General features: G+C 44.3%; 23 protein-coding genes and 1 pseudogene. 20 read left to right on the forward strand and 4 right to left on the reverse strand.

Annotated elements, in window-relative coordinates; translation table 11 throughout:
• Window positions 1-160 precede the first annotated feature (160 nt).
• Complete coding sequence (locus tag FTV14_RS08285) at window positions 161-709, reverse strand: NUDIX hydrolase (protein ID WP_166136775.1); 549 nt, start codon at window positions 707-709, stop codon at window positions 161-163.
• A gap of 123 nt (window positions 710-832) precedes the next feature.
• Between FTV14_RS08285 and FTV14_RS08290 the strand changes: the two genes are divergently transcribed.
• The 13 genes and pseudogenes from FTV14_RS08290 to FTV14_RS08350 all read left to right on the forward strand — a co-directional run bounded on the left by FTV14_RS08290 (window position 833) and on the right by FTV14_RS08350 (window position 12354).
• Window positions 833-1447, forward strand: coding sequence for a CoA pyrophosphatase (locus FTV14_RS08290; protein ID WP_034705731.1), 615 nt, complete (start codon window positions 833-835; stop codon window positions 1445-1447).
• Window positions 1448-1461: 14 nt separating this feature from the next.
• Window positions 1462-1992 (forward strand): gamma carbonic anhydrase family protein, encoded by a 531-nt coding sequence (locus tag FTV14_RS08295; RefSeq protein ID WP_180017106.1) that lies wholly within the window; start codon window positions 1462-1464, stop codon window positions 1990-1992.
• A gap of 140 nt (window positions 1993-2132) precedes the next feature.
• Window positions 2133-2798 (forward strand): tRNA (adenosine(37)-N6)-threonylcarbamoyltransferase complex dimerization subunit type 1 TsaB, encoded by a 666-nt coding sequence (tsaB, locus tag FTV14_RS08300; protein WP_180053744.1) that lies wholly within the window; start codon window positions 2133-2135, stop codon window positions 2796-2798.
• Between the two features lie 16 nt (window positions 2799-2814).
• Window positions 2815-3639 (forward strand): undecaprenyl-diphosphate phosphatase, encoded by an 825-nt coding sequence (locus FTV14_RS08305; RefSeq protein ID WP_034705726.1) that lies wholly within the window; start codon window positions 2815-2817, stop codon window positions 3637-3639.
• The gene (locus FTV14_RS08310; protein WP_159124259.1) at window positions 3633-4451 is read left to right on the forward strand and encodes a class I SAM-dependent methyltransferase; all 819 of its coding nucleotides are present in this window, start codon (window positions 3633-3635) and stop codon (window positions 4449-4451) included. Before FTV14_RS08305 ends, FTV14_RS08310 begins: the two co-directional genes overlap by 7 nt.
• A gap of 124 nt (window positions 4452-4575) precedes the next feature.
• Window positions 4576-5976, forward strand: a complete 1401-nt coding sequence (locus FTV14_RS08315) for a C13 family peptidase (protein WP_166136755.1) — start codon at window positions 4576-4578, stop codon at window positions 5974-5976.
• A 39-nt stretch (window positions 5977-6015) separates the two neighbouring features.
• The gene (fghA, locus tag FTV14_RS08320; protein ID WP_179993140.1) at window positions 6016-6852 is read left to right on the forward strand and encodes an S-formylglutathione hydrolase; all 837 of its coding nucleotides are present in this window, start codon (window positions 6016-6018) and stop codon (window positions 6850-6852) included.
• 160 nt (window positions 6853-7012) lie between these two features.
• Window positions 7013-8059, forward strand: a pseudogene (locus tag FTV14_RS16190) (YjgN family protein).
• A gap of 11 nt (window positions 8060-8070) precedes the next feature.
• Window positions 8071-9210, forward strand: coding sequence for a M48 family metallopeptidase (locus FTV14_RS08330; protein WP_180012887.1), 1140 nt, complete (start codon window positions 8071-8073; stop codon window positions 9208-9210).
• Between the two features lie 252 nt (window positions 9211-9462).
• Window positions 9463-10149: a ribulose-phosphate 3-epimerase gene (gene rpe, locus FTV14_RS08335; RefSeq protein WP_034170624.1), complete on the forward strand. Its 687-nt coding sequence runs from the start codon at window positions 9463-9465 to the stop codon at window positions 10147-10149.
• Window positions 10150-10776: 627 nt separating this feature from the next.
• Window positions 10777-11094: a quaternary ammonium compound efflux SMR transporter SugE gene (gene sugE, locus FTV14_RS08340; RefSeq protein ID WP_034170625.1), complete on the forward strand. Its 318-nt coding sequence runs from the start codon at window positions 10777-10779 to the stop codon at window positions 11092-11094.
• A 69-nt stretch (window positions 11095-11163) separates the two neighbouring features.
• Window positions 11164-11646 carry a methylated-DNA--[protein]-cysteine S-methyltransferase gene (locus FTV14_RS08345; RefSeq protein WP_180053745.1) on the forward strand — a complete coding sequence of 161 codons (483 nt, stop codon included), beginning with the start codon at window positions 11164-11166 and terminating at the stop codon, window positions 11644-11646.
• Between the two features lie 33 nt (window positions 11647-11679).
• On the forward strand, window positions 11680-12354 hold the full coding sequence (locus tag FTV14_RS08350) for a nuclease-related domain-containing protein (RefSeq protein ID WP_180053746.1): 675 nt from the start codon (window positions 11680-11682) through the stop codon (window positions 12352-12354).
• A gap of 19 nt (window positions 12355-12373) precedes the next feature.
• On the opposite strand, the gene FTV14_RS08355 is transcribed toward FTV14_RS08350, so the two are convergent.
• The 3 genes from FTV14_RS08355 to paaZ all read right to left on the reverse strand — a co-directional run bounded on the left by FTV14_RS08355 (window position 12374) and on the right by paaZ (window position 17263).
• The gene (locus tag FTV14_RS08355) at window positions 12374-13309 is read right to left on the reverse strand and encodes a tRNA-dihydrouridine synthase (protein ID WP_180053747.1); all 936 of its coding nucleotides are present in this window, start codon (window positions 13307-13309) and stop codon (window positions 12374-12376) included.
• A gap of 197 nt (window positions 13310-13506) precedes the next feature.
• Entirely contained in the window at window positions 13507-14946 is a 1440-nt protein-coding gene (locus FTV14_RS08360; protein ID WP_180052842.1) for an MFS transporter, read from the reverse strand.
• Window positions 14947-15151: 205 nt separating this feature from the next.
• Window positions 15152-17263, reverse strand: coding sequence for a phenylacetic acid degradation bifunctional protein PaaZ (paaZ, locus tag FTV14_RS08365; RefSeq protein ID WP_180053748.1), 2112 nt, complete (start codon window positions 17261-17263; stop codon window positions 15152-15154).
• A gap of 262 nt (window positions 17264-17525) precedes the next feature.
• Between paaZ and paaA the strand changes: the two genes are divergently transcribed.
• The 7 genes from paaA to pcaF all read left to right on the forward strand — a co-directional run bounded on the left by paaA (window position 17526) and on the right by pcaF (window position 23720).
• Window positions 17526-18470 carry a 1,2-phenylacetyl-CoA epoxidase subunit PaaA gene (paaA, locus tag FTV14_RS08370; RefSeq protein ID WP_180053749.1) on the forward strand — a complete coding sequence of 315 codons (945 nt, stop codon included), beginning with the start codon at window positions 17526-17528 and terminating at the stop codon, window positions 18468-18470.
• 28 nt (window positions 18471-18498) lie between these two features.
• Window positions 18499-18786, forward strand: a complete 288-nt coding sequence (gene paaB, locus FTV14_RS08375; RefSeq protein WP_004783374.1) for a 1,2-phenylacetyl-CoA epoxidase subunit PaaB — start codon at window positions 18499-18501, stop codon at window positions 18784-18786.
• A 16-nt stretch (window positions 18787-18802) separates the two neighbouring features.
• Window positions 18803-19558 carry a 1,2-phenylacetyl-CoA epoxidase subunit PaaC gene (gene paaC, locus FTV14_RS08380; RefSeq protein WP_180011960.1) on the forward strand — a complete coding sequence of 252 codons (756 nt, stop codon included), beginning with the start codon at window positions 18803-18805 and terminating at the stop codon, window positions 19556-19558.
• 28 nt (window positions 19559-19586) lie between these two features.
• Window positions 19587-20087 (forward strand): 1,2-phenylacetyl-CoA epoxidase subunit PaaD, encoded by a 501-nt coding sequence (gene paaD, locus FTV14_RS08385; RefSeq protein WP_180053750.1) that lies wholly within the window; start codon window positions 19587-19589, stop codon window positions 20085-20087.
• Window positions 20088-20152: 65 nt separating this feature from the next.
• Entirely contained in the window at window positions 20153-21211 is a 1059-nt protein-coding gene (paaE, locus tag FTV14_RS08390; RefSeq protein ID WP_180053751.1) for a 1,2-phenylacetyl-CoA epoxidase subunit PaaE, read from the forward strand.
• Window positions 21212-21275: 64 nt separating this feature from the next.
• Complete coding sequence (gene paaG, locus FTV14_RS08395) at window positions 21276-22067, forward strand: 2-(1,2-epoxy-1,2-dihydrophenyl)acetyl-CoA isomerase PaaG (protein WP_180031824.1); 792 nt, start codon at window positions 21276-21278, stop codon at window positions 22065-22067.
• A 441-nt stretch (window positions 22068-22508) separates the two neighbouring features.
• Window positions 22509-23720, forward strand: a complete 1212-nt coding sequence (pcaF, locus tag FTV14_RS08400; protein WP_180053752.1) for a 3-oxoadipyl-CoA thiolase — start codon at window positions 22509-22511, stop codon at window positions 23718-23720.
• The last annotated feature ends 25 nt before the right edge of the window (window positions 23721-23745 follow it).

Genomic DNA, 23745 nt, shown 5'->3' on the forward strand with positions numbered 1-23745 from the left:
TACTGGAGAAATCTAGGAGGTATGTTTTGCCTGAGAGGAGGGTTAGAAGTTGCCCAAGAGTTGTGAAAGGTAAACCACTGAAATACCCAAGAAAATGCCAGTCAATTTCTTAACTGACTGGCATTACATCAAATGATGGGCTTTTTTATAAAAAGACATTTTAACCTGTATGATCCAAACGAGTGCCCAAGGTCTCTAGGTGCATCGGGAAATTATTGGTTTTACGGTCTTCAAAATAATGACGGAGTGTATGTTCTACACTCGGGAAAGCCAGTTCACTCCAGGGAATTTCATCTTCATCAAATAAACGTGCTTCAATGGTTTCTTCACCTGCACCAAATTTTCCATCAATCAGTTGAGATTTAAACAGGACATAAATCTGGCCAATCCGCGGAATATTGTACATGCAGTACAGCTGTTCAATATCTACTTCAGCTTCGGCTTCTTCACGGGTTTCACGTGCTGCGCCCTGTTCCATGGTTTCAAACAGTTCCATATAACCGGCAGGGAGGGTCCACAGTCCATAACGTGGTTCAATCGCACGGCGGCAGAGCAGAACTTTATCTTCCCAGAGCACCAATGCACCGCAAATCACTTTTGGATTAATGTAATGAATATATCCGCATGTAGTACAAACCTTGCGAACCTTCTGATCGCCTAAAGGAATTTTCTCTGTTGTTTTATGTCCACAGTTCACACAGAAGTTCATATTCATCATCAATGATAACAGTAAGGTCAGGATAACTGAAAAATCAAAATTTGGCATCATTTCTATCCCGCCAAATCAAAAATCAGCTATGATGAAATTATAGTCGCATAGGGAGCTGAATGAATGGATGAGCTGGGATTAATACAACGCTTGCAGAAACATTTACGATTTTCCAAACGGATTCAAACTGCACAGGCTGCTGTATTAATTGCGATCACAGATGAAGCTGATCCCAAAGTTTTGCTGACACGTCGTTCAGCTTATATGAATAATCATGCAGGGGAAGTCTCTTTTCCAGGGGGTAAACGCGACCCGCAAGATACCAGTAATATTGTAGTGGCTTTGAGAGAGGCGTATGAGGAAACGGCGCTTAACCCATTTGATGTGCATCTGATCGGGGATCTCCCGATGCAAAAGGCACGTAATGGAATGCTGGTCAAACCTGTGGTAGGTATAATTCCGCCTACCATTCAACTCATTCCTCAGCCGACGGAAATTGACCGGATTTTCTTTGCTTCCTTACAGCATTTGCTGGAAGCCCAGCCGATGCCTTATGAAGTACGGTTTGCCCAACAGTCTTTATATTTTCCAAGTATGCGGGTGGAAAATGAGATTGTCTGGGGACTGACCGCACGTATGCTGATCTCACTATTTCAGTACGGGCTTGACTATAAAAAAGACTGGCCATTTTTACTTAATTCACCTGCGTTTAAACGCTCAAAATTTTTTAACCGTTGAACAGGATTTCAGCCATGTTATATCAGTTTCAGGGACATACACCAAAAGCAACATATCAGCCATGGGATGGTTGGGTGGCACCTACAGCGACGGTCATTGGGCAGGTTGAATTAGGCAAGCAGGTGAGTGTCTGGTTTGGCGCCGTCGTTCGTGCAGATAACAGCAAAATTCGGTTAGGTGACTTCACTAATGTTCAGGAAAATGCAGTGCTACATACTGATGCCGGAATTGAAATGAACATCGGGAATTATGTGACCATTGGTCATCAGGCCATGCTGCATGGCTGTACCATTGGCGATAATAGCCTGATTGGAATTCAGGCAGTGATCTTGAATCATGCCGTGATTGGCAAGAATTGTATTATTGGTGCCAATGCTCTGATTCCAGAAGGGAAGGTGATTCCTGATAATTCGGTGGTAATGGGCTCACCAGGCAAAGTCGTGAAAACTTTAGATGAAGCCAGTATTCAGAAACTGAAAATGAGTGCCATGCACTATGCCGAGCATTTCCAGAAATTTCAAAATCTGGAAGAAGTACAGCTTTAGGCTGTTATCTGAATGATGTCCTCAGTTAAGCCTAGAATTTTCTAGGCATTTTTGTATCTGGCTTGGGAAAATCTCGCCTAGAAGATATGAGTGGAGTATTATATTCAACGTTTTTTATATTCTCTGAATTAAGGTTGTGCATGAAAGTGCTGGCATTGGAGACTGCCAATGAGCAGTGTTCCGTCTCTGTGATCGATGATACTCAAGAACTATTTTTTCAGCTTGATGCGCGTGCCAAGGCACAAACGCAAACCATTCTCCCAATGATTGAACAAGGCCTCAATGATCTGGGCTTGGCTGTATCTGATCTGACAGCGATTGCCTTTAGTCGTGGCCCGGGATCGTTTAGTGGTGTTCGTATCAATGCGGCTGTGACCCAAGCTTTGGCTTGGTCAAATGATCTGCCTGTAATTCCGGTATCCACTTTACAAGCTTTGGCGCAAGCGGCATATCGTTTGCATGGTTTAACTACAGTAACTGCCGTACTGGATGCACGGATGAATGAAGTCTACGTGGCCAGTTATCAGTTAGATGCTCAAGGGATTATGCAGGCTGTTGATGAAGAACAGCTTTTGAGTTATGAACAAAGTGCTGAAGCAGTAAAATTTACTGTGGTGGGTTCAGGTGCCAATCTAGTTCAAGAAACAGCATCTGAATATAAAAATGTCAGTGCAACAGCGCAGGATATTGCCATGATTGCGCGTGCAGCAGCAAAAACAGAAAATTGGGTCAGTGCAGAATTGGCACTTCCGGTATATTTACGTGATAACGCATGGAAAAAAATTCCAGAACAAGGCAAAGCATAATTAATCAGGATTAAGCATGGATCTTTTACTGCTGCTGAAAGCAGCAATTATGGGTATTGTTGAAGGTATTACTGAGTTTTTGCCTATTTCCAGTACTGGGCATCTGATTTTGGCTTCAGAATTAATGAATTTCTGGACTAAACAAAAAAGCGATGTTTTTGTCGTCGCAATTCAGATGGGGGCAATTGCCGCGGTTATTTATGAATATTGGGCACGGCTTTGGGGTGCAGCAACCGGGATCGTAAGTGGTGAACCGCAAGGACGCCGTTTAGGGATTGGCCTGATTCTGGCCTCTATTCCCATTGTGCTGATTGGTCTGACCCTAGGGCAAACTGTAAAAGAACTGCTATTCAATAATATTGCAATTGCCATTGGCTTGATCGTCGGTGGTCTGATCATTATCTGGATTGAAAAGAATCCACCTAAGGTACGTGCCCAGGAAGTTGAAGATCTAACCGTAAAAGATGCGATCTGGATTGGTCTGATTCAGGTCTTATCCCTGATACCGGGAACTTCACGTTCAGGTGCGACCATTATCGGGGCGATGTTCCTTGGCGTATCACGTAAGGCTGCAACTGAATTTTCATTCTTCTTGGGGATTCCGGTTATTATCGGTGCAGGCCTGCTCGATCTGTATCAAAGCTATGATGTTTACAGTACCACAGAAGACTGGACGGTTCTGGCAGTCGGTATCATCGTATCGTTCATCTCAGCGCTTTTATTAATCCGTGCCTTGGTAGCCTATGTGGCAAAACGTGATTTCATGGTTTTTGCCTGGTATCGCATAGCCTCAGGTTTACTGATTTTATTATTTGCCTTTACAGGTTGGAGATTATGGTAAGCACGATTCGCTTATATACCGAATCTGAGTATCAAGAGAAAGCACAGCACTTCGAGGCTGTGCTTTCTTCTCGTGGTGTAGAGGTTAGTATTGAGGTTATTGAAAAGCTGAATGCACGTTTCTTGCGTTTACATCCCGAACTGGCCCTGTGTGTTGATGCTGACGGCCTATGGCTCTGTGCCAATGGCATGAAAATGCAACCAGATTGGCAAGCAGAAGTAGGGCGTTTAAAACGTGCCTCTTTAAAATCGGAAATGATTGCTCGTGCTTGTAACCTCGGAGAAAAGCCGACTCTTATCGATGCGACAGCTGGGCTAGGTCATGACAGTCTGTTGATGGCACATTTGGGTGCTCAGGTCACCTTGGTCGAACGACATCCTATTTTATTTACCCTGCTTGAAGACAGTCATCACCGAGCGAAAAAGGATACTTTTCTAAGTTCGGTGGTTAACCGGATTCATCTGGTTTTTTCAGATTCTGCAGACTATCTGAAATCACAGGCTGAGCAGAATGCGGTCGTCGATGTGGTTTATCTGGACCCGATGTTTCCACAACGTGACCAGAATCAGCAGGCACCGAAAAAGCAGGCACAGGTGAAAAAACAAATGCAGTTATTACATTTGCTTTTACCGGAAGATGGTGAAATGGATCTGGGGGATAATCTCTTAGAATTAGCACAAAAAATTGGCAAGCGGGTGGTGGTGAAACGTCCTCGTCTGGCCGTATTTTTAGCTGGAAAAGAGCCAAATCATCAATGGTCTGGTGATGCTTGCCGTTTTGATGCCTATTTTCAGCATGAACTGGTTACTTAATATGAGAATTGCTTCAAAATAGATCAAGGATTTGTTATATATTTAAAAATTGGCATTGATAAAACTTATATCAAGCATAAACTTATTGGGCACATTAGCGAGCCACTCATCTCCCTGAAATCATATGATCGACTTTAAACCCTCCATCAATTTTTGGCACGATTTTAAAAGCAACCAAATTGCCGGGATGTGGTTATTTCTGGGATCTCGGCGTTCGCTGCAACTGGTGCGTCCCTCTATTCTACAACTGGTGTTCTGGGGCATTTTGGGCGGCTGTGCTAATAGCCTGTTTAGCTGGCTCAGTTCCGGCCGCATGGGAGATTTTAACTCTCAAGGTTTGATCAGTTATGCACTTTGGCCCTTTATTGCCTTGATTGTCGGGATTTTCTTGTCCCAGCGAGTGAATAATCCTCGTCTGATGCTGGTACCCGCATTGCTCTGGCTGGTGCTGGATACGCATATCATGCTGTTCCAGAGCTTGATCCAGTATCTGGGTGATCTGGATTATCTACCCTATATTTTCTATGCCTATATTCCGACCCTATTTGTCATGCTGTTTGTCTGGCAAAGTCTGGCTGTGGTGTGGGTGATTTCACGTGAATTAAAATGGCCGTGGTGGGAACGGGCACTGATTATGCTGGCCACCTTGTTTACCTTGGTGGTGTGGCAGATTTCGGTGAAAGATCAGCCCATCTGGAAAGTTGAAGAAATTCCACCAAGTTTTGCTGAAGATGCTTTCTATGCTCAGCCGATCTTGCTGAATAAGGCGCTGGATGCAATTGAATATGGTGAATTTGCACAGTCGCATTGGTACTTTATGGGTGTGGCTGGCGCGAGTTATCAGGATGTGTTCTATTCAGAAATAGAGCGGATTAAAAAGCAGTTTGATACCCGGTTTGGGACTTTTGGCCGTTCGATTATGCTAGTCAATCATCCGGCAACACGGACTGAGATTCCACTTGCTTCCAAAACCAGCATGGAATTGGCCTTGCGCCGTATTGGCCAGCAGATGAACCGGGAAAGTGATGTACTGTTCCTGTATATGACCTCACATGGCTTGCCAAATGAATTTGAAATGGAAAATGCACCGCTAGATCTGGCATCAGTCGATCCAAAATGGTTGCGTGATACTCTGGATGCCTCAGGTGTACGCTGGCGAGTGATTGTTATTTCTGCCTGTTTCTCAGGTAGTTTCGCTTCGGCTTTGCAGAATGATAATACTTTAATTATCACAGCCTCTGCTGCTGACCGTCAGTCTTTCGGTTGTTCAAACGAAGCTGATTATACCTATTTCGGCCGTGCTTTCTTTGATGAGGCCATGCGTGAAAATAACAGCCTGAAAGCCTCTTTTGAGCAGGCCAAGACTACAGTGGCTAAATGGGAAGCAGCTCAGGGATTTGAACCGTCAGAACCACAATGGGTGATTGGCAAAAACATGGAATTGATGTTGCCACAACTGGAACAGCGTCTTTTCCCTCCAGCGACGACCACTTCAGCATCTCCGTCTGTCGCTTTGACTCCATAAACCAATCTACAACTTTAGAAAATAGAAAAAGGAATGATGATGGAACTGGTACAGAATAATCGAAGCTTTGAGGGTGAACAGCGGATTTATAGCTTTGAGTCTAAAATATTAAAAAAACCAACCAGATTTGGAATCTTCCTGCCGCCACAAGCTCTGGAAGGCCAAAGTTGTCCTGCTTTGTTTTATTTAGCTGGCCTGACCTGTACTGAAGAAACTTTTGCAATCAAGGCACATGCCCAGCGTCTGGCGGCCCAGCTTGGTCTTATTCTGATTACACCAGACACTTCTCCGCGTGGAGATGATGTTGCCAAAGGGGATCACTGGGATATTGGGCAAGGTGCCGGATTCTATATTAATGCCACTCAAGCACCGTGGGCTGAACATTATCAGATGGAAAGCTTTATCGTCGATGAGTTGTATGAACTGGTGTGTGAAGAGTTCGTAGTTCAGGCAGATAAGATCGGGATTTTCGGTCATTCCATGGGTGGACATGGCGCTTTAACTTTGGCTTTTAAATATCCGGAAAAATTCTGTTCAGTTTCGGCATTTGCACCGATTTGTGCACCAAGCCAATGTCCATGGGGTGAAAAAGCATTCTCAAATTATCTGGGCGAAAACCGCAAAGAATGGTTGAAGCATGATGCAACTGCGCTGGTTCAGGAAAAAGGTGCACTGTTTAGCGATATCCTGATTGATCAGGGCTTTTCTGACCAGTTCTATAGCCAGCTGAATCCGGCGTTATTTCAGCAAGCTTGTGATGCCGTGAACCAGAAATTAACTTTACGTGAACATCAGGGTTATGATCATGGTTACTATTTTATTCAAAGCTTTGTAGATGACCATCTACAATTCCATGCTGTGCAATTAAATCCATAAGCCAAGCAGTAAAAGCGAAGCAAACTTAAAAGTACAATGAAGCTCCAAAAATAGGTCATGTTTTTGGAGTTTTTTATATGAATATCAAATAAATATAATAAAAATGGCATATAAGTTGCTATTCAAAAATCAGGTAGAACCAGTTGCAGTTAAGAACACGATGCACAATAAGCCTGAACCAGAGATTGACCAGCCATCACCTTCACTAGAAAAACATAACTTCCGATTTCATGGCAGTGCCACGGAATATTTTAGAATCTGGATGGTGAATCTGATGTTAACCATCATTACGCTTACTTTGTGTAGCCCTTGGGCAAAGGCACGCCGTATCCGCTATTTCTACGGTAATACCCAATTGTTAAAACATCGCTTTGACTTCATTGCCATGCCAAGCCGAATTCTGCTAGGTCGTCTATTGGCATTGGAGTTGTATGTGGTGACAGTGATCTTGACCAATTACTCCATCTTGGCCACCAGTTCATTATTTCTGATTGCTGCGATCTGCCTACCCTGGTTAATTCGGATGACTCTGAAATTTAAGGCTCGGAATAGCAAATATGGTAATGTCCGGTTTCATTTTAGTGGAAGTAATCGAGAAGCCTATAGAGTCTTATGGCTCGCGATATTGGTCAACATTTTTACCCTGTTTCTTTTCAGCCCAGTGGTGATCTGGCTATACAAACGTTACTGCTTTAATCATTTATCGATCGGACAACTTCAGTTCAGGCTGGGGATTCAGTGATCTAAATTTATGTCGGCAGTCTATATCCCCTTATGTCTGTGTCTGCTGATTGGCATTGCATGGATCGCAGCAATCGTTTACTGGGTCGATTTGATCGGTACAACACTGTTTACCTTAGGTGTTGTGTTGAGCTATCTGTTTTGCCTGGCCTTGGTCTGGCCGATGATCTCTGCACGCTTATATATGTATACCTGGAATCATGTAGAGCTTGGTCAAAGCTATTTTAAAACCCGGGTAACGACATGGCGCTATAGCTGGATTGTACTCAGTAACTGGATAGTGCGTGCACTCAGTTTGGGACTCATGACCCCTTGGGCGAGCATCCGTTTATATGAATATCAACTGGCTAACCTAGAACTCTATCTAGCAGAGGACGAAACTAATCTAAAAAATATCTTGCAGCGTGATCCAAATGCTATAGCCAATGAAGTACTGGATATCTTTGATTTCGATGCATCGTTATAGAGGCAAGTAGGATGAAGCGACCTGTTGAAGTCAGATTTTATGATGGGGTTTTGGCCGAAGCCCAGCGTGCATGGATTGTCCCTGATCAGCAACGCGGGATTGCCTTGAAACTCAGTGAAGAAACACCCAAGCAAGTGAGCGAGGCTGACTTTTATTTTACTTATCCCGATATGGCGTATATTGGCGGGGTCGGGGGACGTAAACCGATTATCGAATTACCTGAAGATCGTCGGATTGAATTTTTGACCAAAGCACCGCATTGGCTGAAGATTAAATCCAAAGAAATCTATCATGCCATATGGAAATTTGAACGTTCTCCACTCCTGATTTTCTTCTCGATGATTATCGTGATATGTGCGGTAATTTTTATTCTTAAATGGGGAATTCCATATACGGCTCAGCAGCTCGCTCAATTACTTCCCGAACAGACCTTGATCGAGGTAGGAAATCAAACTGAGCAGAAATTAATTGAGCAAACTGAGCCATCCAAGCTCTCCGCAGAGCATCAAGCACATCTAAAAAAATTGTATGAACAAAAAATTGCAGTAGGGAAACCCGCTAAGATTATTTTCCGTCAAGGCGGAGAAATCATGAGACTTAATGCAGCTGCGATTCCGAACAATACCATTATTGTCACCGATGAACTGGTCAAGCTCAGTGGCGCAGATGAAGAAGTTCTTGCAGTACTGGCGCATGAACAAGGTCATCTGGTACAAAAACATAGCATGCAAAAAGTGATTTCCAACCTGGGTGCAGCAGGATTATTTGCCTTGGTAACGGGAGACTTAAGTGATGTCGTGGCGGCATCTATAGCGGTACTCGCCGATGCGGGATATTCACAGGCGCTTGAACTTGCTGCGGATGATTATGCCATGCAACATTTACATCAACAGCAGATCTCCAGTATTCATTTGTCGAACTTTTTGCAGCGGGTTGAAAACGCTAGAATCTTGGCAGAGCAGAGTAAAACGATAAAAATGAAAAACTTTACCCTGAATATTGATGGAAAAGAACGGCAAATTACCGAGTCTGAACTGAAATGGTTGCGTTTGATTGGAAAACTCAAAAAATATCTGGAATCGCATCCCGAGCTGGACAAAAGAATTGAACGGATTCATGCATTCGAAGAAAAAATGAGCCAACCTGTTTAGCCCTGATATTGAGTATAAAAATTCATATCTCTATATCCTGAGGATCGAGGCGTGTTTAGCCTCGATTTTTTATTGATGGATATGCGAGTTTTCCTGTCTTTAATCAATCATTTTCATCCAGGCCAAGTGATATTAAGCATAAATACTGTCCAGCGTTACATAGCATTGTATTCACATAACATCCAAGTCACAGTAGCAGGACTGGATTTGGTATAATGAGAAAAATCCAATTTCAGTTAGCCAGGTCCTTTCATGTCCAAGCCTTATTTAATTGCACCTTCTATTTTGTCTGCCGACTTTGCCCGTTTAGGTGAAGAAGTTGAAAATGTACTTCAGGCTGGTGCAGACGTTGTGCATTTCGATGTTATGGATAATCACTATGTACCCAATTTAACCTTTGGCGCAGGTGTATGTAAGGCATTGAAAAAATATGGTATTCAGGCACCTATTGATGTACATCTTATGGTGAAACCTGTAGATCGCATGATTGGTGACTTTCTGGAAGCAGGCGCAGATATTATTACGTTTCATCCGGAAGCATCTGATCATATTGACCGTTCTTTACAGTTGATCAAATCGGGTGGTGCTAAAGCCGGTCTGGTATTTAATCCAGCGACACCATTGCATTATCTGGATTATGTACTGGATAAGGTTGATCAGGTATTGCTAATGAGTGTGAACCCTGGCTTTGGCGGACAGAAATTCATTCCAATGACTTTGGATAAATTACGTCAGGCGCGCAAGATTATTGATGCTTCAGGTCGTGATATCCGCTTAGAAGTAGATGGCGGTGTAGGACCAGCAAATATTCGTGAAATTGCAGAAGCTGGTGCAGATATGTTTGTGGCTGGTTCAGCGATTTTTGGTAAGCCGGATTATAAAGCTGTGATTGATGAAATGCGTAGTGAGCTGGCTAAAGTGGGTCAAATCCAGCTTTAATCTCTAAAATGTTTAAGGTGCATAAATCTGTGGATAACTTTATGGATAAGTGTGTAGATATCTATGTTGATAACCATATGGATATGTTGCATATTTTGTAATCGTTTGTAGCCTGATTGATTGTATCTTAGACAAAATTTGTATAAAAAGAACTCAATTGGAGTTCTTTTTACATATGTCAGCCCTTGATTTTAGTGGTCGTTTATTCATCAAAGGTTAATAATCAAGCCAAACAAAAAGTGATCAATAGGTCTTAGTTTTGTGTTTCATTGTGTAAGATCTCCACGCTATTTTTAAATTTAATTCATGTGCATAACTTAATAATATGGACTTATTCCTTGTTTGTTTTTCTTACTCAAGTCTCTGTAATGCCATAACACGATGTCCCATGTTGGCGTTCCTTAAGATAGGCTGAAATCTTCAAGTTGTCCTGAGCATTTGAGTAAGACATGGTTAAGTTAATTCTCATTCAGTCAAATTTTGTAAACGGCAGTTTGGTTTTGTCATCTGTTTTATAAGATGTTTATTTTTTTAGGGGGAACAACCTCCCTTGTTGATTAAATTTATAAAATTCAACAAGAAAAATCGTCAGGACGGCCTGACTCTGTTAATTAGGAGGAGGGCAATATGGCCTGGATTATACTTGTATTTGCTGGACTATTTGAGATTGTCTGGGCCTATTCCATGAAGCTCTCAGAGGGTTTTACTAAACTCACACCGAGTATTTTTACGATTGTTTTTATGGTGCTCAGTTTTGTATTACTGGCCTATGCCATGCGTACTTTGCCTCTAGGAACTGCCTATACCATCTGGACGGGCATTGGCGCAGTCGGCTCATTTCTGGTCGGTGTTATAGTTTTAGGTGAACCTGCTTCTGCTATGCGTATGCTGGCTGCGGTGCTGATTATTTCCGGACTTGTTTTGATGAAATTATCCTCCTCCTAAGAGCTGTTGAGCAGTTCTGATTTCGAGTAAAATAAAAACTGCCAAGCTTGATTCTGTAGGAGTAGGGCCATGCAACTCAGTTATATTTATATGGACTCGCCTGTAGGACAGTTGCAGCTGGTCGCCAATGAAACGGCACTGGTAGCTGTACTCTGGGATTGTGAAAAACCTAATCGGGTCAGGTTGGCAACTCTGGTTGAAGATCCACAGCATCCTGTATTGATAGAAGCTCGGCGTCAGCTTCAGGAATATTTTGCCGGTCAGCGCAATGTTTTTGAGTTGCCTTTGGACTTTGCTGGTACAGATTTCCAGAAAAAAGTCTGGCAGGCTTTGCTGAATATTCCTTATGGACAGACCCGAAGTTACCGGGAAATCGCTGAGCAGGTCGGTAATGTTAAAGCAGTACGCGCCGTGGGTGCTGCCAATGGTAAAAACCCGATCTCGATTATTGCACCTTGTCATCGGGTGATTGGCAGTAGCGGTAAGTTGATAGGCTTTGCAGGCGGTCTGGATAAAAAAGAAATTCTGTTAAATATTGAGAGAACCCATTAAGATCAAAATCATAAAATTAATGAAAATTAAAATATGGATCAGTTCGTAACACTAATCTTAGGCCAACTCTGGTCGAGTTTATGGTGGGTTCTTCTACTTTTTATTGGTTTGATCGTTTTTAAGTTATTTAAACCATTTTTAAAAGGAAAGCTGGGAGAATTCGCTGTTGCCACGCATGTCAAACTTTATCTGAAAGACCTTGAGTATCGGTTATTAAACGATTTGACTCTTCCTGATGGAGAAGGGAGCACAACACAAATTGATCATCTCTTATTAAGTCCTTATGGCCTGTTTGTGATTGAAACCAAAAACTATAAAGGCTGGATCTTTGGTGGCGAGCGACAAAAGACCTGGACGCAAAAACTTTATAAAAATAGCTATAAATTTCAAAATCCGATTCATCAGAATTATAAGCACATCAAAGTTCTGGAGCAGGTGCTGGCTGATATTATTGAGCCAGACCAGCTGCATTCTGTGATTGTATTTATGCCAGATGCGGTATTCAAAACCCCAATGCCAAATTATGTATTTCGAGGTGCAGGTTGGACAGATTATGTAAAAAGCTTTAATCAGCGAGTTATTTCTGACACCAAGATTAAACATATCCAGATTCGCTTGGAGAAGGAAGTACTAGAAAAATCCTGGAAAACCAACCGTGAACATGTCGCAAATTTAAACAGGCGGCAATCCGAACAGAAAAGCCTTTGAATTATTCAAAGGCTTTTTCTTAATTTTTCGAGGCTTTTAATTTTTCAGTAATTTCAACCAGCTGTTTAATCCGTTTAACCTCATCCCAGAGTGCTTTAGCTTCAGGATAATGCTTGGACATCATCCCCAGCCATTGTTTGTAACGGCCGACCATATTCATTTCCTTTTTATAGGAACCATTCAGGAAACGGATTTGCAGTTCCAGTAGTTCATTCCAGGTGATGAGCGGCTCATCAGAATTCTGGCGAATACATTGGGTCAGATCAGGTGTAGTGACCGCACCACGGCCAATCATCAGGTCTTCACAGCCTGATTCTAGCTGACATTGCTTGGCATCGGTATTGGTCCAGATTTCACCATTGGCAATCACATTGATTTTTAGTGCTTCACGAATCGGTTGCAGTTGGTCCCAGAAGGCTGGCGGAGTATAGCCATCGGCTTTGGTTCGTGCATGGACAGTGACCCAGGCCGCTCCAGCATCTTCAATGGCATGGGCATTTTCCATCATGAAGTTGCGATCCATATAACCCAGACGCATTTTCGCCGAAACCGGGATATGTGCAGGCACTGCATCACGAACAGCTTTGACCAATTCATAGACGACTTCAGGTTCATCTAGCAGCACTGAACCACCACGGTGACGATTCACGGTTTTAGCTGGGCAACCGAAATTCATATCAATTGCAGGCGCGCCCATGGCAGCGACCTTCACTGCATTGGCTGCCAGCATTTCCGGATTATTTCCCAGAAACTGTACATGCACCGGCGTACCGGCAGCAGTTTTGCCCTCATTTAACAGTTCAGGGCAGTAGGTGTGATAGATATGATCTGGTAGCACCGAATCCGTGACACGAATAAACTCGGTTACACACCAGTCGAAGCTCCCAACGGATGTCAGTACATCACGCATAATCGGGTCAGTTAAGCCTTCCATGGGTGCAAGAACAAGTTTCAACGGTCAACACCTGTTAATTCGAAAAACGGTGTTATACGGCTTTTTGGTGGGAAAGTCCAGGCAGTTTAATTTTCATATGAATTGCAGAAAAAGATTGAGTGTGAATGAGTATCTATTGATCTTTTGCTATCTAAATAAAAAACCTTAAATCGGCTGATTTAAGGTTTGGATTTAAAGCTTGAAAATCTAATATTGTCTTAATCGACCAGCTTTTCAACTTTCATGCTTTCACGATAATACTGACAGCCTTTATACAGTAGGAATACACCAATCAGGCCGGCTATCGCATTGACGATAGAAATTGAATTCCCCACCATTAGGGTATTTTCATAATATCGGTCTGTAATCAGCGCCACCGCAGTTGTACCCACACCGAGTGCAATCAGGTTAGAAATCAACAGGAATTTGGCTGATACCTGAGAGCGCAACTGGTTTGGTGTCAACATCTGGGTAGCAGCGGCTGATGCTGGAATCGGGAAGGTGGAGAAGAACATCGCGACAAAGATCAGTGCGAATGAAAGCTGCATATTGTCGACTTGGGTAAACAGCACGCTTGGAATGATCAGGGCAGCACAGCCAATTGCACCGGCACGGATTGCTGCATCGCTATAGCCACGTTTAGAAAAGAAGTCGATGAGCCAGCCACAGAATAAGGCACCTGAAGTATTTGCAACAAGAATAATACTTCCAAGGATATATCCGGTCTGGCTTGCATCCAGGCCAAAGTGACGCATGTAGTAGGCCGGTGCCCAGCCGAGCAGGGAATACAGCATCATAGTATAGAAAGAGAAGCCAATAAAATGACAGAAGAAAGTCTTTTTATGGGTTTTAATAAAACCGATGGAATTCTTAAAAGATGCTTTAACGGCGACACCATTCGCATCCATTTTGAGGCCTTTACGCTCGGGTTCCCGTACGGTCAAAATCATGAGCAGCGCCAGCAATACACCCGGTAAACCGACAATCATAAAGGTCAGTTGCCAAGTCTTGATCTCACCAATTACCGGTAAAGTAACGAAACTAACATCCTTGAGCAGACCGATGACATAACCGCCGATCAGGAAAGCCAGTCCTGAACCGATAAAAGCACCAATCGCATATACGCCTAGCGCACGGCCTAGTTTATGTTTAGGAAACAGATCCGCCACGATTGAGTAAAAAGCAGGAGATAGGGCTGCTTCACCTGCACCGACACTAAGGCGAGCCAGGAACATCTGGATAAAGTTTTTACTGAGGCCACAGGCTGCAGTGGCCAGACTCCAGAAAGCGATCCCAACCGAAATAATTTTCACACGTGATTTCTTGTCGGCCAGTGCGGCGATCGGTACGCCCATAAAGGCATAAAACAGCGAAAAGGCCAGCCCCTGCAACAGGCTGAACTGGGTATCACTGAGCATCAAGTCGGCCTTAATCGGCTCAATCATCAGGGATAAAATCTGACGGTCTACGAAAGACAGAATGTAGGCCACCATACAGATGATTACCACATACCATTGATAGCTGCTACGTTCCGGAGTTGCTGGTGGAATTTCTGTAGCCACCTGTTCAGGGATAGGCGTAGTAATTTTTAGATGAGAATCGAGTGGTTGGACGTCATTGTCAACCTTGTCTATGACTAATGTTTTTTCATTCATCATGCAACATCCTGTGCAAGTTATAGTGATTGGTTTATTTGATACAAAATTAATTATTTTTATTTTTAATGTGTATCAATTAATCTAATCTAGGAGTAATTTGCATAGCCGTCAATATGTCGGGATTAAAAAGATACAATTATTTTTAAATGAATAAAAAAGGGAATCAAATAGATTCCCTTTTGCTTTAAATATCTGAAAATAGTGCTTAAGCGGCTTTTTCCACGAGAGTCAGGATGTCATAAGTCGCGACCAGTTCATTGTGCTGGTTTTTCACTTTGATGTCCCAAACCACGACACCATGCGGTTTTTGCTCATCACGCAGTGGTTTAGGGGTTTTCTGCTTGCAGGTCAGTTCTACCTGAATGGTATCGCCAATTTTCACCGGTTCTACGAAGCGAAGGTTATCCATACCGTAGTTAGCAATGACAGGACCCGGAGCGGCATCAACAAACAGACCAGCAGCGGCAGAGACAATGAAGTAACCATGTGCGACGCGTTCACCGAACAGGGATTCCGCAGCCGCAATCTTATCCATATGTGCATAGAAGTAATCACCACTTAAACCACCAAAGTTGACAATATCAGCTTCAGTAATGGTACGGCGTGCAGTCAGCAGGCGTTCACCGATCCGCAGTTCATCAAAGGATTTCTTGAATGGATGCACGCGGTCTTCAAATACCTCCGCACCCGCAGTCCAGCTATGACCGACCTGAGTCAGCACATTTGGTGAGCCTTGAATAGCAGTACGCTGCATATAGTGTTTCACTGCACGCAGACCACCGAGTTCCTCACCACCGCCAGCACGCCCCGGACCACCATGCACTAACAATGGCAGTGGTGAACCATGACCGGTACTTTCCTTAGCGCTTTCACGATCCAGAATATGCACACGACCATGCCAAGGCGCGATCTTGCTGAGTAGCTGTTCAATATTTTCATCATGGTTACGCACGATTGAAGCGACCAGACTGCCTTCACCACGAGCTACTAATGTTGCCAGTTGTGGTAGGTTACTATAGGGCATCAATGTAACCACTGGGCCAAAGGCTTCGATATTATGAATCTGCTGGGCCTGAACCGGATCTTTACATAAAAGCACTGTTGGCGGATAGAAAGCAGATTTTTCTGGATGTGCGACCTGGATGGCAAAGTCCTGGCGCAGGTGGCTACCCATGATGATTTCAGCTTCCTGTGCCAGCTGTTCTACCTTGGCAGCAACATCATGCTTCTGTTTAACGCTGGCCAGAGCACCCATGGTTACGCCGTCCTGTGCAGGATCACCCATGACCACTTTCTGTAGTTTCTCAGTCAGGCGTTGCTGTACGGTATCGAGCAATGCTGCTGGCACAAAGGCACGACGAATTGCAGTACATTTTTGTCCGGCCTTGGTTGTCATTTCACGGAAGACTTCACGCACAAACAGGTCAATGGTTTCATCGTTGGCTTGCTGGGTCAGGATGGCACTGTTTACCGAGTCGGCTTCCATGCTGAATGGAATAGAGTGGGCATTCAGGTGCGGATGCGCACGCAGTTTCTGGCCGGTAGCAGCCGAACCTGTGAAGGTTACCGTATCCTGTGCATTCAGGTGATCAAACAGGTCGTAAGTCTGCCCGCAGATCAGCTGCAGAGCACCTTCTGGCAATAAATTACTGGCTAAAATGTCTTTAACGACTGCATGTGTCAGTTCTGCGCCTTCTGTTGCCGGCTTAACAATACATGGCACACCGGCTAGTAGAGTAGGTGCAATTTTTTCCAGCATGCCCCAGATTGGGAAGTTAAATGCATTGATATGCACTGCTACACCGGCTTTCGGGCTCAGAATATGTTTGGCACCAAAGCTGCCGTGTTTGGATAATGGAATCCAGGCATCTTCCACCAGTGCCGTTTCATCGCTGAGTTCACGGCGAACCAGGCTTGAATAGGCAAACAGGGTGCCGATCCCACCTTCAATATCAATCCAGGCATCTTTGCGGGTACAGCCGGTTGCGGCTGCCAGGCGGTAATAATCTTCCTTACGTTCTAGTAAATATTGTGCAACCTGTTTCAGGGCATTGGCACGCTGGTGGAAGGTCCAATGGGCAATGGCAGCACCTTTCTGTTTGGCATATTGCACTACGTTATACATGTCGATGCCGTGACTGCTGACCTGATAAATCGCTTCACCGCTAATGGCGTGATAGACCGTACGCAAGTCATTTTGTGCGCTATGTTCACCACCTAAAACCAGTGAACTCAATACTTTAACTTTAGCTGCGTAATGCGCCTGTGTGTCGTCCTGAAGATCTGTGCTCTGGGTAGTGCTGTCCAGTTCCAACATTGTATAACTCCATTTATGATACGTTATTGAGTTTATTTTTACTTTTGATGTTTCATAAATTGCAATCAAAAAGCTTAAATGTCAATCATAATCCGCAAACAAAAAAGTAACTTTGATGTAATTAAAAATTTAAAAACAATAAAAACAATATCTTAATAGAAAATGCTTTTAAAAAATATATGATACTTAAAAAATAGTATTGATTTTATATTTGTATCGTTTTAATTTGATTGTATCAGCACTTGGGATAAGTGAGACAAACATGAATAAGCAACAACAAACATTCGATCAGAAGATAGAGCAGGACATTTCGATTGAAGCGAAGGACTGGATGCCGGATGCCTATAGAAAGACCCTGATTCGCCAGATTGGTCAGCACGGACATTCAGAAGTGATTGGCATGCTGCCAGAAGGTAACTGGATTACCCGCGCACCGACTTTGAAACGTAAAGCGGTATTGCTGGCTAAAGTACAAGATGAAGCCGGGCATGGCCTGTACCTGTACAGTGCAGCAGAAACGCTTGGTGCAGACCGTGATGACATGATGGAAAAGCTGATTGCTGGCCGCATGAAATACTCATCCATTTTTAACTATCCAACTTTGACCTGGGCAGATGTAGCGGCGATTGGCTGGCTGGTGGATGGGGCGGCAATCGTCAACCAGGTGGCGCTGTGTCGTACTTCTTATGGTCCTTATGCACGTGCCATGGTGCGTATCTGTAAAGAAGAAAGTTTCCATCAGCGTCAAGGTTTTGAAGCCATGATGCAACTGGCAGAAGGTACACCAGAACAGAAACAAATGGCACAGGATGCAGTGAATCGTTTCTGGTGGCCGGCATTAATGATGTTTGGTCCAAGTGATGACAATTCTCCAAACAGTGCGCAAAGCATGCAGTGGAAAATCAAATTATTCAGTAATGATGCATTGCGTCAGAAATTTGTCGATAATACTGTGCCGCAAGTATTGCAGCTTGGCCTAACTGTACCGGATCCAGACCTGAAGTTTAATGAAGAAACAGGCCACTATGAATTTGGCGAAGTGAACTGGGATGAGTTTTTCGATGTACTGGCAGGCAAAGGTCCATGCAACCACGAACGTATTGAAGCACGTCGCAAGGCTTGGGAAGACGGCAAATGGGTGCGTGAATCAGCAGCAGTTTATGCCAGCAAGCAACAGCAGCAGTCAGATCAACGAAAAATCGCTTAAGGCAACGGAATAGCACAAGGATATGCAAATGAACAAGAATAACTGGTCTTTATACGAAGTATTTATTCGCAGCAAACAGGGTCTGAGCCACCGTCATGTCGGCAGCCTGCGCGCCCCTGATGATGAAATTGCCCTGCAAAATGCCCGTGACGTCTATACCCGTCGCAATGAAGGTGTAAGTATCTGGGTCGTGAAATCTGAACTGATTACCTCATCTCAACCAGATGAAAAATCGGAGTTTTTTGATCCTTCATTGAATAAGGTCTACCGTCATCCGACCTTCTATCACATTCCAGATGGCATCGAACACATGTAAGGTGGAGGAAAGAGCAATGACGAATCAGGTATTGGCACAATTTTTACTGCATGTTGGCGACAGCCAACTCATCCTTTCACACCGTCTGGCAGAGTGGTGCGGTCACGCACCGGAGCTAGAGCTGGATATTGCATTGGCAAATATCGGTTTGGACTTACTGGGTCAGGCACGTACAGCACTGAGTCTCGCCGGTGAAATTGAAGGGCAAGGTCGTGATGAAGACAAACTGGCTTATTTTCGTACCGAGCGTGAATACCGCAATTTGCTGTTGAGTGAACAGCCAAATGGTGACTTTGGTCAAACCATCGTACGTCAGTGGTTGATGGATCATTACCATGCTTTGCTGTTTGCGGCACTCAGCAATAGCAAGAATGAAGACATTTCTTCATTCGCCATCAAGTCGCTGAAAGAGGTGAAATACCATTTGCGTTTTTCAACCTCATGGATGGAACGTCTGAGCTTAGGTACTGCAGAAGCACATGAAAAGATCCAGAATGGTCTGAACCAGCTATGGCGCTTTACTGAAGAGCTGTTCAGCCTGACTGCAGATGAACGTCAGCTGGTTGATGCTCACCTGATTCCGGATGTGGAACTGCTGAAACCGAAATGGTTGGAAAGCATATCTGCTGAGTTGCAACGTTTTGAACTGAGCTTGCCAGAAAGTGGTGCTTACCGTAGTGGCGCCAAGCAGGGACTACATACCGAACATCTGGGTTATGTACTGGCGGAACTGCAATATATGCAGCGCAGCTATCCAGGCATGAACTGGTAAATCCAGCACATCACAGGGAGTGAGTGGCATGAACTTGATTAGACATGTAGAAGATCAATGCTGGGAGGTTCTGGCACAGGTTTCCGATCCGGAAATTCCAGTCCTGTCGATCCTTGACCTGGGCATGATTCGCGGGGTGGAGATTAATCCGCAGGATGAGATCGTCGTCCGATTGACACCCACTTATAGTGGCTGTCCGGCAACCGATCTGCTCAAGGCGGAAATCACCCAGGCATTCACAGCACATGAGCTGACGCCAGTCAAAGTCGTGGTCGATCTGTCAGAAGCCTGGACCACTGACTGGATGAGTGAGGAAGGCAAACAGAAACTGCAGCAATATGGCATTGCTCCACCCAAAGGTGGTTCAAACAGCTGCGGTACCCATGTCGCACTCAGCGATGGCATCCAGTGTCCACATTGTCATAGCCACCACACCCGATTACTCAGTGAATTCAGTTCAACCGCTTGCAAGGCGCTGTACAAATGTCAGGAATGCCTGGAGCCGTTTGACTATTTTAAATGTATTTAAGGGCTTAAGCGCACAAGCCATAACAATAAAGCGTGAGATCGCCACAGCTTAAGAAGGATTTTGAAATGAGCCAGTTTATTCCGTTAACCATTAAATCTATTCAGCCTCAGACTGAACAGGCAATTTGCATTGCTTTTGAACTGAGTCCGGAACATGCCGAGAGCTTTCAGTATCAGCCGGGCCAACACCTAACGATCCGTCATCTGACTGAACAGGAAGAATTGCGCCGTTGCTATTCGATCTGTAGCGATAGTGATGAAGACATGAGTATTGCGATCAAGAAAATTGATCAAGGCCAGTTCTCAACCTGGGCCAATGAAAACCTGAAAGTGGGCGATGTACTGGAAGTGATGCCACCACAAGGTGTGTTTTTCCAGAAAGCGGCCAAGACTGGTGGTAAACATTATCTGGGTTTTGCTGCAGGTAGTGGTATTACGCCAATCCTCTCTATTGTCAAAGCAGTTTTGAACCGTCAACAAGATGCCACTTTTACACTGGTTTATGGTAACCGTTCCTGGAAACAGACCATGTTCTCTGAACAGATCATGGATCTGAAAGACCGCTTTAAAGAGCGTTTGCAACTGATCAATATTTTCTCGCGTGAGCTAAATGACAGCGAGATTTTCAATGGTCGTATTGATGCAGAAAAACTGCAGCAGCTGTTCCAGGCAGGCCTGATTCCAGCAGAAACCGATCACTGCTTTGCCTGTGGCCCTGAAGAAATGATGAATGCAGTAGAAACCGTTTTGCCAACCCTTGGGATCGAACGCAGCAAAATTCACACCGAACGCTTTAATACCGGTACTGCACCAAAAGCCTCTACACAGCAGATCGAAAGCCGTACCGAGGAAAAGGTCAACATCATTCTGGATGGTCGTGAGCTGATCATTGAAGTGTCCAAACAGGATGACAGCATTCTGGATGCGGCTTTACGTGCTGGTGCAGATCTGCCATATGCCTGCAAGGGCGGGGTATGCGCAACCTGTAAATGTAAGGTGCTGCAAGGTGAAGTGGAAATGGCAATCAACTATAGCCTGGAAGAAGAAGAAATCCAGAAAGGTTATGTGCTGAGCTGTCAGGCGCGTCCAACCACTCGAAATGTTCGTCTCAGTTTCGACGAGTAAAGATTTTAAATTAAGCACCATGCAGATAAATGCATGAACGAAATAGAAACTTAAAAGGTGTGTAATGGATTACCAAACAATTATTGTTGAAGAAAAAAATGCAGTGGGCTACCTGACTTTTAATCGTCCTAAACAGCTCAACAGTTTTAATGAAACCATGCATCAGGAAGTATCTTCTGTCGTAAAACGCTGGGCGCAAGATTCAGCAATTCGCGCAGTGGTGATTTCTGCAGAAGGTCGTGGTTTCTGCGCTGGTCAGGACCTGAACGACCGTGTAGTAGATCCAAATGCTGATGCTCCAGATTTAGGTTTATCCATTGAAAAATACTACAACCCGCTGATTAAACTGATTACTGAAATGCCAAAACCGGTGATCTGTGCCGTAAATGGTGTAGCAGCGGGTGCAGGTGCCAATATTGCACTGGCTTGTGACATCGTGGTAGCTGCCAAATCTGCTTCATTTATTCAGGCTTTTTGCCGTCTCGGTCTGGTGCCAGATTCAGGGGGTACCTGGTTCCTACCACGCCTGGTTGGCCGTGCCCAAGCGATGGGTCTGGCGATGCTGGGTGACAAAATCTCGGCTGAACGTGCACTGCAACTCGGCATGATCTGGCAGGTAGTTGAAGATGATCAGTTAAAAGCAGAAGCTGAAAAAATGGCTGAACATCTGGCGACTCAGCCGACTTATGGTCTATCCCTGATCAAGAAAGCGATTCATGCCGCTGCAGACAATAATCTGGATGAGCAACTGATTCTGGAGCGGGATCTGCAACGTCTGGCGGGCCGTTCTAATGATTATCGTGAGGGCGTTCAGGCCTTTATGCAAAAACGCACACCACAATATAAGGGCTGCTAAATCTGCCGGAGATGGATTTGACTCGGCTCAAAGTTGTGCGATTTTTCCTTTCAGTTGTCGCTTAGCCACTTGGTCGAGTTGAATTATTCCTGACAGGTATGAATATGATACCTATTTGGTCTGATGGTTAGTTAGGTCCTATGTTATATGTAGTAGTACCCTGATAGTAAATGAAATCTGAAAATATAGATTTATGCACTACTTTTCTACTCAAGCTGTTGATTTTTGAATTATTTTTTATTTTATTTATTCAAAAAAATGATTTGGATGAGTAAATGGAATTTAATATGTCAGGAATTTACAAATATTAAAAAATATGTATCGTATTTTTGGTGAAGAGTGATACAACCTGGTATATATTGAACTAAGCAGACAGCGCTAGGACAGGCGCAACAAGTATCGCCAACAGACTAAGGTATGGCGAGCTAAGGAACAAGAACGATGGAACATGTTTATATTTTTGACGGTATTCGTACCCCAATTGGTCGTTACGCAGGTGGTTTGAGCAGTATTCGTGCTGATGATCTGGCTGCTTTACCGATCCAGTATTTAAAACAGCAGCATCCTAATCTGCCATGGGCAGAAGTTGATGAAGTGATTTTAGGCTGTGCCAATCAGGCCGGTGAAGATAATCGTAATGTCGCGCGTATGGCAGCACTTTTAGCGGGCCTGCCGGAAAGCGTACCTGCTATTACTGTAAATCGTCTCTGTGCTTCCGGTCTGGATGCGGTCGGCCTGGCAGCACGTGCAATTAAATCGGGTGAAGCGCAGTTTGTAGTGGCCGGTGGGGTAGAATCCATGAGCCGTGCGCCATTTGTACAATCCAAGCCAACCACAGCATTTAGCCGTACTCCGGAAATTTATGACACCACCATTGGCTGGCGTTTTATCAATCCAAAATTCAAGGCAGGTTTCGGCGTAGATAGCATGCCGGAAACGGCAGAAAACGTAGCTGAAAAATATCAGATTAATCGTGAAGATCAGGATCTGTTTGCTTATCGCAGCCAGCAAAAAACTGCACAGGCACAGCAGAATGGCATTTTTCAGGCAGAAATCCTGCCAGTAGAAATCAAAGGTGCTAAAGGTTCTACTCAGGTGATTACTGAAGATGAGCATCCACGTGCCGATACTACTTTAGAAAAGTTATCTTCTTTAAAAGCACCATTTCGAAAGGAAGGTGGTTCGGTAACTGCGGGTAATGCGTCTGGTGTCAATGACGGTGCAGCCTGTGTGCTACTGGGTAATAAATATTTCGCAGAACAATATGGACTGAAACCGCTAGTACGGGTGGTAGGAATTGCCAGTGCAGGTGTAGAGCCACGCTATATGGGGATTGGACCAGTACCAGCGATACAGAAAGTATTAAAACAGACAAACTTAAGTCTGGAACAGATGGATGTGATCGAACTGAATGAAGCCTTTGCCGCACAGGCACTTGCAGTGCTACGTGAGCTAGGCCTTCAGGATGATGATCCACGAGTCAATCCAAACGGGGGTGCTATTGCCCTTGGCCATCCACTCGGAATGAGCGGTACACGACTCGTGATTACTGCCATGAAAGAATTACAGCGCAAGCAAGGAAAATATGCCCTTTGTACCATGTGTGTCGGTGTTGGACAGGGTGTCGCACTGATTCTGGAAAATGTGGCTTAAGGACTGAATCAAAAGAGAAATCATC

The organism is Acinetobacter sp. YH12236 (genome assembly GCF_013417645.1).
Classification (GTDB): domain Bacteria; phylum Pseudomonadota; class Gammaproteobacteria; order Pseudomonadales; family Moraxellaceae; genus Acinetobacter.